The organism is Atribacteraceae bacterium (assembly GCA_035477455.1).
Taxonomy (GTDB): Bacteria; Atribacterota; Atribacteria; order Atribacterales; family Atribacteraceae; genus DATIKP01.
Genome location: DATIKP010000170.1, coordinates 1 through 12,220, shown reverse-complemented (window position 1 = coordinate 12,220; position 12,220 = coordinate 1). Strand labels below are relative to the sequence as shown.

Genomic DNA, 12,220 nt, shown 5'->3' with positions numbered 1-12,220 from the left:
AAAACAACGTAATGCTCGGAGTTCACCCTGTTCCGTGTATGAATTTCATGCCGGTTCCTGGAAGAGGAAAACGGAGGAAGGTAACCGCCCGCTTTCCTATTATGAGCTTGCTGAACAGCTGCCCTTCTATATTCGGGATATGGGTTTCACCCATGTGGAATTTCTCCCGGTGATGGAACACCCATTTTACGGGTCGTGGGGTTATCAATCAACCGGATATTTCGCTCCAACCAGCCGTTTTGGAGAACCGCAGGGATTGATGTGCCTGGTTGACGCTCTTCATCGGGAGGGAATCGGGGTCATCTTCGATTGGGTACCCTCCCATTTTCCTACTGATGAATTCGGGTTGGTATATTTTGATGGAACCTGTCTTTATGAGCATGCCGATCCCCGCCAGGGATTTCACCCGGATTGGAAAAGCGCCGTGTTCAACTATGGGCGTAACGAGGTTCGCTCCTTCTTAATCTCGAGTGCCCTGTTCTGGCTCGAACATTACCATGCCGATGGTCTGAGAGTAGATGCAGTGGCTTCAATGCTGTACCTCGACTACTCGCGGCAGGACGGCGAGTGGGTCCCTAATGAATACGGAGGCCGGGAAAACATTAAGGCTATTACTTTTCTCAGGCGATTCAATGAAATGGTGTATGAGAGATTTCCTGACACACAGACAATCGCCGAAGAATCGACCGACTGGCCCATGGTATCCCGGCCGGCCTACCAGGGAGGGTTGGGGTTCGGCATGAAATGGAACATGGGCTGGATGCACGATACTCTTGACTATTTCAGCCGAGACCCGGTTCATCGCAAATACCATCACAATCAACTGAGCTTCAGTATCTGGTACGCTTTTTCAGAAAACTTTATACTGCCTCTGTCCCATGATGAAGTGGTTCACGGAAAAGGGTCGCTTCTGGGAAAAATGCCCGGTGACGACTGGCAGAAATTCGCCAACCTCAGGCTCTTATACGGTTACATGTACGGACATCCCGGAAAAAAACTCCTGTTTATGGGTAGCGAAATAGGTCAATGGCGGGAGTGGAACCACGACGATAGTTTGGACTGGTACCTGTTGCAGTATCCGTTTCACCAGGGCATCGTCCGGTGGGTCAGGGATCTTAACCGCCTCTACCGGGAGGTTCCCGCTCTCAGCGAGCGGGATTTCGAGCACAAAGGATTTCAATGGGTAGATTTTCATGACTGGGAACAGAGTGTCATCGCTTTTCTCCGCAAAGGGGAAGAAGAGCATGACCTCGTCCTGGTGGTTTGTAACTTTACCCCGGTTCCTCGGCATCATTACCGGTTGATCGTTCCGCGGGCCGGATTCTGGCGGGAACTTCTCAACAGTGATGCTCAGGAATATGGCGGAAGCGGCCAAGGCAACTTCGGTGGCGTGGAAACGAAACCTCTCTCCACCGGCAAAGGCGGAGCTTTACTGAGCATCACCCTGCCTCCGCTGGGAGTCGTGTTTTTCCAGTGGGAAATAAGTATGGTCATCCCATGAATTTTTCTCTGATCTAACCGACACCGGAGAGAGATCCAACTCTCCTCTCCGGTGTCGAGGATTTCAGGTATTCTTTGGAATTAACCACTGATTGCAAACCAGTTCAGGACCCTTGTAGTTTGCAGATGTGTTTCCCTGTTTTTTGCAACAGCCAGATTACCTATGAGATTCTCGCCATTTCTTCCAACCTCACTCGAATAACCCGGGATTGTTGCATGGGTAGGAAAGCGACCTCCACCAGTAAATCTTTCCCGGTAAATCTATGCAGATCCGGGACAGGGACATTGACCGCAAAGAGGTTTTTCCTGACCACGATTTCCCGTTTCTACTCCGTTCGTTGTAGGATTTTCCAGCGCAATCATCTATCTGTCTTTCCCGGAGGATAACCCCGATGATTGACAGATCATCGTACTCGTGTCTGACGGGTTCCTCCCGTTGGCTTCTTGGGTTTCCTACGACGATGCTTGGTGGACAACAGGAAGAAGCGTGATTTGCCTGCCTGATCATTAGAAATAGTCCGGGATTGAGCATAAAGCCTCCCGAGAAAGGACGGCCGAAGCGCTTTGAGCCTCAAGAGACATTTTAAAAGAGTCTTGACAATGTAAAATTTTCTGGGTTGACAAACCAATATAATAACGTTATCATAATCTAAAAACGGAAATGGAAAAATGGAGAAAAGAGTCGTCACCATCAGAGATGTAGCGAGAGAAGCAGGGGTTTCAGTTCCGACAGCCAGCCGGGCGCTGGCCGAGTACGGATACGTTAAAAGAGAAACCAGGAAAAAAGTTCTGGAAACGGCGAGAATTCTGGGTTATCAATATAATTTGGTCGCTAAAAGTTTGCGGACGAATAAGACTCAGACCATTGGATATTTCCTGCCGGATATCACCAATCCATTTTATGCGGGGATTGCCCGAGGTATTCAGGATTTTGCTTTTGCCCGGGGGTACAACGTCATCATCTGTAATAATGATAACGATATCTTAAAAACCCAGCAGTTATTCAAGATGTTCATACGCAACCGGGTGGAGGGGATTATCTATTCTGTTCCATTTAACGAAGCATTGCAGGAGATGGTGGAAATCGTCAGGAACAACGGGATACCCATCGTAAATTGTTATGGGTCGACCCGAGCAAACGCTTCAGATGTGGTGACCGGCAATGTTTCAGAAGGATGTTACCGGGCCACCAAGTATCTTCTGGAGTTGGGACATCGAAACATCGCCTTTTTAAAGGTACGGGGTAGCGGAATTAATGCCAGACGTCTGGAAGGATGCGTGAAAGCTTTTGAAGAATTCAGACTGGAGCTCAATCCCGACCTGATTATAGAAGCGGAGGACTTTACTCAACAAAGTGGATATCTCAATTCAAAGATTATGTTCCTTCAATCAAGAAGACCTTCGGCTCTTTTTGCCTTCAACGAACGACTGGCCATGGGGGTCCTCAAGGCGGCGAAAGAAATGGGCATATCCATTCCCCGGGAATTGTCCCTGATCGGAGTTGACGACATCATGGCTGAACTCCTGGAGCCCTCTTTGACCAGTCTGGCGATTCCCACTTATGAGGCCGGGAAAACGGCCGCTTCACTCCTGTTCAATCGGATTGAAAAAAAGAAAAACGACCAGCCGACCCGCCATATGTTCGTGGATGAGTTGCTGAGGATTCGAGCCTCCACAGGCCAGGCCGCGTTGGATTTAATTCAATAAGGAGGAAAAGATGGGCCGAAAAAAAGCACTGATTCTCTTACTGGTCATACCCTTCTCGTTGTTTGTGATCAGCCACCTGCTGCCGTTTTTCTATGGGATCTATCTCTCTTTTTTCGATTGGCGAGGGAATTACGTGGGATTCAGAAATTACCTGGCCGTTTTCAACGACCGGGCGTTTTGGGATTCTATTCGCTTTACTTTTATTTACAGCGGGACCGTGACTTTGGGTATGACCGTTGTGGGATTGTTCATCGGGGTGTTCATCAATTCACTCGGTTTCGGTCAGGGGTTCGCTAAATCAGTACTGCTGCTTCCCTGGGCCATTTCCTTGACTGCCTGGGGCCTCCTGTCCCAAATCGCCTTGAGCCAGCAGTTTGGAGTGGTGAACGACCTTCTCCTGCGTTTTGGGTTTATCGAGAGCCGGATTGCCTGGTTGGGCGATCCGAGTATGGCCCGCCTGTCGGTCTTCATAGCCCGGATTTTCCGGGACGTCTGGTTCGCCGGACTGTTATTTCTAGCCGCCTGCCAGCTGATTCCGGTCGAACTGTACGAGGAAAGCCGGGTATCGGGAGCCGGAGTACTACAGAACTTTGTTTACGTGACCCTCCCCTCGCTTAGAACGACTATTATTTTTGTGGGGACCATACTCTTCATTTTTTCTCTTCAGGAGTTCGACCTCATTTTTTCTCTCACTGGCGGTGGTCCAGGCATGGCGACCGAAGTGGCCTCTTTGAACATTTACCGTCACGGCATCCTCTATGGAGACTTTGAATACGGGATTGCCATTTCCACCGTTTGGAGTCTGTTCATTTCCCTTTTTGTGGTTACCATTTTCGCTCCGTTACAGAGGAGGATGTTGGAACAATGAAAAAAAAGAAAAAAATTCGTCTCCACATAGTCCTCCAGGCGGTAGGCTTGGTATTCATCTCTATTTTAACCATTTTTCCGATTTATTGGACCTTGAACGTCTCCTTGTTACCGGAAGGAGAAATTATGAGAACTAGGCCTCACTACTTTCCCCCTCCGGCTGTGGCGACAATCGCTTCGTACATTGATATCTTTACCCAGTATGACGTTCTGAGAAATCTGGCTAATTCCATCATTATCGTTGTTCCGGCCTCTCTCATTACCCTGATGCTCAGTTTTTCCATAGCCTATGTGGTGGCCAAGTATAGCTTCCGATGGAAGAAAGTTTTTCTTTACGGAATTATCTGGCTTATGGCTCTCCCCTGGATTGTCTATGTTCTGCCGATTTTTCAGGTCGCCAACAGCTTACGCTTGCTCGATACTCATATCCTCTTGATCATGCTCTATGGCTTCAGCGGTATTCCTCTGTTTACCTGGTTCGCTCTTCCCTATTTATATGATTTTCCCAACGAGATGATCGACGCCGGACGCTTGGACGGTTGCAGCGAAGTGATGTTGCTTCTGCGCATCGTCATTCCCCCCCTGAAAAACGCCTTACTCGCTCTTTTTATCCTCCGGTTCGTCTGGGCCTACAATGATCTTTTATATGCCCTGTCCTTTGCCTATCACCATGCGAAAATGATCATGCCCACCTTGCTGGAGTTCCCCGGATTTACGGCCATGCCCTTTGCCAAAATGGCAGCCGGCGGAATTATCGCGGTACTGCCCATTTTGTTGATTGTCATCTTTTTTCAAAATTACGTGGTCAGCGGGTTGACCGGGAGAACCTTCAAATAGGGAGGGGGTGGTGTAAAATCTTATACGGGCTGTTGGGAGAGTAAAATACGAGACTGATCATAAGGAGGTTTTTCATCATGTTCAGAAAGTTAATGGTGGGGTTCATCGTGGCGGCGGTTGTCGTAATTGGAGTGGTAGCGGTAGCCGGGGCTGAATCAAGGGTGGTTTTTTATACTCCGGCCTGGGGTATTGAGGCAGCGGAACGGATCATCGCTTTGTTCGAAGAGGAATACCCGGATGTGACGGTAGAACTCATCAGAGGTCCATCGGATTGGGCCGGACACGTCGGGCGAATGACCCTATGGATTCGAACCCAGTATGCGGGAGTGGACGTACTCTACAATGATGATGTATTCACTTTGGATGGGGCCTATTTCGGTGTCTGGGAAGACCTCACACCACATTTATCAGAAGAGGAAATCAACGATCTAATCGGGTTACAGTTGGAGTACAGGGAATTACACGGGGGGATTTTCCGGATTCCCTGGTGGAACGGGATGAGCTATATGTACTACCGGAAAGATCTGTTTGCGGAAGCCGGGCTCCAGCCGCCGACCACCTGGGATGAGTTCCTGGCGACCGCCCAGGCTCTTACGAAAGATACGGATGGCGATGGAGAGGTCGACCAGTGGGGCTACCTGACCCAGGGTACCCCGGGAGAGATGTACAATAATTTTGTCGAATTTCTCTATCAGGCCGGAGGAGATGAGTGGGTGTTGGCTCCCGGCGGAGTTCCCGATCCCCGGGCGGTCGAAGCCTTGACCTTTATGACCGAGCTCTACGCCACCACCACGCCTCCCGGTCTGGTCACCATTGATTATGATATGGGTCGGGTCATGGTGAGCGAGGGTAAAGTGGCCATGTTTCGCGATTGGGCGGACATGGGAAGAATTACCGCCGCGGAAGGACTGAGAGATCTGGTGGGAGTCATGAATTTTCCGGCCGGACCGGCGGGACCCTATGCCATCGCTCATTGCTGGGGTGTGGTTGTGAACAAACACGGGGAAAACTTCCAGAGGACCCCCGAGGCAGTGATTAATTTTGTCCGGTTTATGATGCGGCCGGAGATCCACGCGATCCCGGCAGCCCTGGAAGGGCCGGCTCTCTATTCGGTGCTGGGAGACGAGGCGTTCATGGCTCAATTGGCCGAAGCCAACGCTGTGATCCCTTACTTTGAAGAATTCATAGAGTACCGAAAGGTTCGTAAATTCCCGGCCGGAGATTCGACTCCCTATCATGAGGGAATCGGAAGAATCGTGACCCAGGCGGCGATCACTCGCGAGTTGAGTGTCGAAGAGGCTTTGATCGATCTCCAGGAATGGATCGATCCCCTCATTGCCGAATAACTTCAGTAGTTCCGCTATCTGTTCCTGATTGGCTTCCTTGCCGGGAGGCGCCTCCCGGCAAGGAAGCCAAAACCGTCAATAGAGGTGAATGATGAACTCCAGAGAAAGAATCATCTGCACAATTCAACGGGAAAAACCCGACCGGATCCCCAGCGATATCTGGGCTACCCCGGAAGTCCTTGCGGAACTCAAAAAATACCTGAAGGCGGATAGCGAACAAGCCATCTGGTCGCAGCTGGGTATCGATAAAATCGTTAATCTCACTCCCACTCCCCTGGGGTTACCGGTTACCTGGTGTTACGCCGGCCCGCCTCTTCCTCCCGATACTGATATTTGGGGAGTGCGATACCTCGCCAAAAGCTATGCCGAGGGGCGGGGGGTGTACTGGGAGATGAGTTTCCATCCACTGGCAACTCTGGATACGGTTGAAGCGGTCGAAAAGCACTACCGTTTCCCGCGAGTCGAAGATTTCGACTTTTCCGGACTTGGCGAAAAGTGCCGGGAATATACCGAATATGCCATCGAATGCGGATATATATCCCCATTTTACATATACAACAACATTCGGGGGCTGGAGCAGTCCTTGATGGATTTGGCCTTCCAGCCGGAATACGCCCACTTTGTCATCGCTCGGATATGTGATTTTTTGTACCGTTTTCACGAGAGACTTTTTGAAATGGTTGGAAAGGACATCGACATTGCTCAGGTGACCGATGATTTTGGTATGCAATCGGGACTTCTGATCAGTCCGGACATGTTTCGGGAGTATTTCCGACCTCACTACCAGAAATTTATCCAGCTCCTGAAAGACTGCGATATCCTGGTCTTTCACCACGATGATGGGGCGATGGCCCCTTTGCTTCCTGACTTGGTCGATTTAGGTATCGATGTTCTCAACCCGGTTCAATGGAGACTGCCGGGGATGGATCCGGCCACCCTCAAAAAGCGCTTTGGCGATCAACTTACTTTTCACGGCGGGATAGACAACCAGCAAATCCTCTCCTTCGGGAGCCGCTATGATGTGGAACGTGAGGTCCGGTTTCTCCTGGAAGCACTGGCACCGGATGGGACTGGCTATATCGTAGCCCCCTGTCACAACATTCAACCGATCACTTCTATGGAGAACATCGTCGCCCTTTATCAGGCGGTTCACCATTACGGAGTTCTGTAATGGCCTAAACTCCTCCACCGATCACCGATCACCGTTGGGATGAAAAAGTAAGCGAGGATAGGAGGAAAGGATTTTACTCATCACTGTTCACTGCATTTTCAGGGGAGGAATCTTTTTGACCATTCAGGAACGGATCATGAACGTCTTGGATCGAGAGAATGCCGAAATGGTCCCGCTGGGGGCCTATTCCTTTTTGCTTCCCCGGGGGAGAGAAGAGCGCTGGTTCAGAAACCGGGGGTGTGGGCTATTTCACTTTGAGAAAGCATATACCACGTACCTTGAGGGGATCAAGGTGTGTACCTGGGAAGTAAAGGAAGCGGGAGGCGTGTCTCTTATCCGACGTTATATCACCCCGGTGGGGGAACTAAGCGAAGTCATCCGGAGCGACCCTGGTTATCATAGTCAGTGGATTCGGGAACACCTCATCAAAGAGGCAAAGGATTACGAGGTTGCCCGTTTTCTGGTAGAACATACCTATTATGAACCAAACTATGGTGTTTTCCAGGAAATCCGCGACAATCTGGGTGAAGACGGGGTATTGATCGCCAACATGGACCGTACGCCCTTTCAAAAGGTTTTGATCGAACTGGCAGGGCCTGAGCGGCTTTGTCTGGATCTGGTTGACCATCCGGGAGTCGTTGAGGATTTGTTGGAGGCTTTGGCGATCAAGCAAGACGAGATGCACCGGATTTCGATCGGGTCTCCGGCCGTAATCATCCATACCTGGGACAATGTGACCGAAGAGATAACCTCGCCACGTTTGTTTGAGCGATATTGTCTACCTCAGTACCAGCGCCTGAGCACCCTCATCCACCAACAGAAAAAACTCTTCATGGTCCATTTGGATGGAAAACTGGCCCACCTGGAAAGGCTGATCGACCAGTCCGGAATCGATATTATCGAGTCTCTTTCTTTACCCGATGTGGGGGGCAACATTTCACCTGATCAGTTGTGCGATATATGGCCAGACAAGGCGATAATGGCCAATGTTCCAGCTTTTTTGTGTTTTCAAAGCCCGGCCTTTATCGACCGCTATATCCGGGAATTGGTGTCCATGATTCCCCGGCAGCGGTTTATGTTCTGTATCAGCGAGGATCTCCCCCCAGCTTTTTGGAGGAAGGCCATTTCTGCTATCATGAAAAGCCTAAAACAGCAAGGTTAAAATCCATTGGAGTTTGGCGCTATCAGGAAAGGAAGAAAAAAATGGCTAAAATTGTGTTCATTGGGGCTGGAAGTTTGGAGTTTTCCCGAAAGCTTATGCTGGATATCCTTTCTTTCCCGGCCTTGCGTGATGCCCAGTTCGAGTTGGTCGACGTCGATCCGAAGCGTTTGGATTATGCCCGCAGGGTAGCGGAAAGAATTGTGCAGGAGGCAAACCTGCCGGCTACCGTCCATGCCACCCTGGATCGCCGAGAGGCTCTGGCGGGAGCGGATTATGTCTTGATCATGATTCTCAGTGGGGGGATCGAAGTGATACGTCAAGATATCGAAATCCCTATGAAATACGGGGTTGATCAGTGTATCGGGGATACATTGGGACCGGGAGGGGTATTCCGGGCGCTCAGGACCATCCCCGTGATTCTGGATATCGCCCGGGATATGGAAGAGTTGTGCCCAGAAGCTACTATTCTCAATTACACTAATCCCATGCCTATGATCTGTTGGGCCCTGGAGGAAGCCACCGCTATAAAGTACGTGGGATTGTGCCACAGTGTCCAGGGGACCGCCCGGCAATTGGCCGAGGCCCTGGAGGTTCCTTATAGGGAAGTTTCCTACTGGGTGGCAGGCATCAACCATCAGGCTTGGTTTTTGGAGTTTCAATGGCAGGGTAATGACGCTTATCCCCTGTTGCGGGAAAGAATAAACTATCCGGAGTTTTATGGAAAAGAGACTACCCGGGTTGAAATGTTTAAACACCTGGGTTATTTCGTAACTGAATCGAGCGGGCACAACTCCGAGTACAATCCCTGGTTTCGCAAGAGAAAGGACCTCCTCGCGAAATACACCCCAGGGGGAGCTTGGAACGGAGAAAGCGGGTTCGTGCTCAAGTTGTATGGCGCCGACCGGGCCGATTACGAACAGAAGCTGGAACGAATCGCCTCCGGGCAGGAACCGCTTGACTTCACGCGCAGCGATGAATACGGTTCTTATATCATCAATGCCCTGGAAGGAGAAGAAATTACCCGGATCAATGGAAACGTGAAAAATCAGCACTTGATCACCAATCTGCCCTATGGATGCTGTGTGGAAGTCCCTTGCCTGGTCGACCGGCAGGGAATCCACCCTTGTTACGTGGGAGATCTTCCTCCCCAGCTGGCCGCCCTCAACCGTACCAACGTGAATGTAGAAGAGTTAGCCGTTCAGGCCGTGCTACGCCGGGATCGGGATATGGCTTACTATGCGGTGGCTCTGGATCCGCTGACCTCTGCCGTACTCTCTTTGGAGGAAATCCGGCAGATGGTGGATGAGATGTTTGAAGCGGAACGGGATTGGCTGAGCATATATGGATAATTTCATTATGGGAGGTGCAAGAGCATGACATTGACTATTCCCCGGGACTTCCTTCTGGGAGTGGCCACTGCTGCCTACCAGATCGAGGGAGCCTGGGATCAGGATGGCAAGGGTGAGAGTATCTGGGATCGGTTTACCCATACCCCGACCCGGATCGCCGACGGAACAACGGGAGATGTGGCCTGTGATCACTACCACCGGTGGGAATCTGATGTAGCGTTGATGAAAGAACTGGGGATTGATGCTTACCGTTTTTCGATTGCCTGGTCCCGTATTTTACCGGAGGGGAAAGGGTCGGTTAACCAAAAGGGAATTGACTTCTACAGTAAACTGATTGACCGACTTCTCGAAAATGACATCCGCCCGGTGGGCACCCTCTACCACTGGGACCTTCCCCAGGCCTTGCAGGAAAGGGGAGGGTGGGAAAGTCTGCAAACCGTCGAAGCTTTCGAGGAATACGCCCGGGTTCTTTTCAAGGCCTGTAGCGATCGGGTGGCGATGTGGATCACCCACAACGAACCCTGGGTCTCGTCCTTTATGGGTCACTATCTGGGTGTTCACGCACCGGGGATCAGAGACTTTGGAATTGCCTTAAGGGTTTCCCGGAACATGCTGCTTTCCCATGGAAGGGCCGTCCGGGCTTTTCGGGAAGGCTCGTTCAAAGGGAAGATCGGACTCACCCAGGTCGTTCATCCTGTGTCGGCCTGGTCGGACCGGGAAGAAGATGAGGCGGCCCGCCGGCGGATCGACGGATATGTAAATCGTTGGTTCCTGGATCCGCTTTATAAGGGTTACTTTCCTGACGATAGCCGAGATTTGTTCGAGAAAAAAGGGTATTCGGTCCCCCAATTCGATGACCGGGAGGCGGAACTGGTTTCTCAACCCATGGATTTTTTGGGGATTAATTACTACTTTCGCCATATCGTAAGTCAGGGCCGGGAAGAACCGGTATTGGAAGTTGACTTCCATCATCCGGAAGACAGTGAATACACGGATATGGACTGGGAAATTTATCCGTCTGGAATCGCCCAAGTGATCAAGGAGGTGGGGGACGAATACCGGCCGCCGGAAATATATATCACCGAGAATGGAATCGCCCTGCCGGACAGGGTCGATGAGAAAGAGAAAATCGGTGACGGTAAAAGGGCGGAATACCTGGAAAGCCATCTTTCTCACCTTCTTTCGGCAAGGGAAAAGGGATATCCGGTCAAGGGTTATTTTTATTGGTCGTTCATGGACAACTTCGAATGGGCCTATGGCCTTTCCAAGCGCTTCGGCCTGGTATATACCGATTATTGCTCACTCAGGCGGATACCCAAGAAGAGCTTTTTCGGATACCGGGACTTGATAGGTTCCCGCTGGTTGTCATAGCTTTAACTTCCCTACTTCGCAATGACAGAACCGGGAACAAGGTAACGAGTTCCGCTGGCGAACTCTTGAACGAAACGGTTTCATCCAAACGGCTGTTGATCTATAAGATTGTCGGGTTAAAATGGAGAGCCGGTTTTTTTATGCCGGAAAAAATTATTTGCACGGTTCCTGCCCCTTTGGGTTCCTGGGGATGGATGGCGGGAGCGACTCATCAAAAAACCGGCTACTACTGCGGTAACCGGTATGGACAGCACCAATCCGATACTTCCGGTCAACCCCCGGACGAACTCGGTGGCCACCAAGTCGAGGTTTAAAATCTTGGTCCAGGTGGTTCCTCCCCCCTGACTCATCAGGAGGAGGAGGAGTGGAGTTGCGCCACCGACATAGGCGAGGAGTAGGGTATTAGCCATCGTTCCCATGATGTCACGGCCTACGTTCATTGCCGAACGGATCAGACGCAAAGGATCGATCGAAGGGTCGGTTTTCTTGACTTCCGAAGCGGCGGAGGCGACTGACATCCCGACATCGGTGATTGCCCCCAATGAACCGATGATGATACCTGCGAATAGGAGGCCGCGGATGTTGATCGGGGGGTCGGCAAAAAATAGCATTTGCGCTTCCTGAGAACTGAATCCGGTGAGGTTGGCGGAATTTCCGGCCCATAGAGCCAGGGTTCCGGCGACCGCTATACCACTGGTTGTTCCGACGATGGCGGCAAGAGATTTTGTATTCAAGCCCCCGATGATAAGAAAATCAAAAACGATAATCACCACCGCTCCGAACACGGTAACGGGAATCGGTTCGTACCCCCTGAGAAGTAGTGGGAGGATAACCCAGAAAAGAACCAGGGCGGTCAATCCAAGAGTAATGATGGTCTTGATTCCCTTCCATTTTCCGACCACCAGGATAG

10 protein-coding genes are annotated in these 12,220 nt (G+C 50.9%); 9 read left to right on the top strand and 1 reads right to left on the bottom strand.

The window, feature by feature from the left end; translation table 11 throughout:
• The 9 genes from glgB to VLH40_10210 all read left to right on the top strand — a co-directional run.
• On the top strand, nt 1-1,501 hold a 1,501-nt coding region (gene glgB, locus VLH40_10250; GenBank protein HSV32379.1), incomplete at its 5' end, for a 1,4-alpha-glucan branching protein GlgB.
• 668 nt (nt 1,502-2,169) lie between these two features.
• A complete protein-coding gene (locus tag VLH40_10245; protein HSV32378.1) occupies nt 2,170-3,207 on the top strand; it encodes a LacI family DNA-binding transcriptional regulator in 1,038 nt (345 codons plus the stop codon).
• A gap of 10 nt (nt 3,208-3,217) precedes the next feature.
• Entirely contained in the window at nt 3,218-4,075 is an 858-nt protein-coding gene (locus tag VLH40_10240; GenBank protein HSV32377.1) for a sugar ABC transporter permease, read from the top strand.
• Complete coding sequence (locus VLH40_10235) at nt 4,072-4,911, top strand: carbohydrate ABC transporter permease (protein HSV32376.1); 840 nt, start codon at nt 4,072-4,074, stop codon at nt 4,909-4,911. Before VLH40_10240 ends, VLH40_10235 begins: the two co-directional genes overlap by 4 nt.
• Nucleotides 4,912-4,988: 77 nt before the next feature.
• Nucleotides 4,989-6,257 (top strand): extracellular solute-binding protein, encoded by a 1,269-nt coding sequence (locus VLH40_10230; protein ID HSV32375.1) that lies wholly within the window; start codon nt 4,989-4,991, stop codon nt 6,255-6,257.
• A gap of 88 nt (nt 6,258-6,345) precedes the next feature.
• Nucleotides 6,346-7,428, top strand: coding sequence for a uroporphyrinogen decarboxylase family protein (locus VLH40_10225; protein ID HSV32374.1), 1,083 nt, complete (start codon nt 6,346-6,348; stop codon nt 7,426-7,428).
• 115 nt (nt 7,429-7,543) lie between these two features.
• Complete coding sequence (locus VLH40_10220; protein ID HSV32373.1) at nt 7,544-8,590, top strand: uroporphyrinogen decarboxylase family protein; 1,047 nt, start codon at nt 7,544-7,546, stop codon at nt 8,588-8,590.
• Between the two features lie 41 nt (nt 8,591-8,631).
• The gene (locus tag VLH40_10215) at nt 8,632-9,939 is read left to right on the top strand and encodes an alpha-glucosidase/alpha-galactosidase (GenBank protein HSV32372.1); all 1,308 of its coding nucleotides are present in this window, start codon (nt 8,632-8,634) and stop codon (nt 9,937-9,939) included.
• A 24-nt stretch (nt 9,940-9,963) separates the two neighbouring features.
• On the top strand, nt 9,964-11,310 hold the full coding sequence (locus tag VLH40_10210; protein HSV32371.1) for a GH1 family beta-glucosidase: 1,347 nt from the start codon (nt 9,964-9,966) through the stop codon (nt 11,308-11,310).
• A gap of 116 nt (nt 11,311-11,426) precedes the next feature.
• On the opposite strand, the gene VLH40_10205 is transcribed toward VLH40_10210, so the two are convergent.
• Nucleotides 11,427-12,220, bottom strand: a 794-nt coding sequence (locus tag VLH40_10205; protein ID HSV32370.1) for a YibE/F family protein, incomplete at its 5' end; no start/stop codon positions are given.

Coding starts and splice junctions, on each gene's coding strand:
- VLH40_10235 (HSV32376.1), top strand. CDS start 4,072: ATGAAAAAAAAGAAAAAAATTCGTCTCCACATAGTCCTCCAGGCGGTA.
- VLH40_10225 (HSV32374.1), top strand. CDS start 6,346: ATGATGAACTCCAGAGAAAGAATCATCTGCACAATTCAACGGGAAAAA.
- VLH40_10210 (HSV32371.1), top strand. CDS start 9,964: ATGACATTGACTATTCCCCGGGACTTCCTTCTGGGAGTGGCCACTGCT.
- VLH40_10240 (HSV32377.1), top strand. CDS start 3,218: ATGGGCCGAAAAAAAGCACTGATTCTCTTACTGGTCATACCCTTCTCG.
- VLH40_10230 (HSV32375.1), top strand. CDS start 4,989: ATGTTCAGAAAGTTAATGGTGGGGTTCATCGTGGCGGCGGTTGTCGTA.
- VLH40_10245 (HSV32378.1), top strand. CDS start 2,170: ATGGAGAAAAGAGTCGTCACCATCAGAGATGTAGCGAGAGAAGCAGGG.
- VLH40_10215 (HSV32372.1), top strand. CDS start 8,632: ATGGCTAAAATTGTGTTCATTGGGGCTGGAAGTTTGGAGTTTTCCCGA.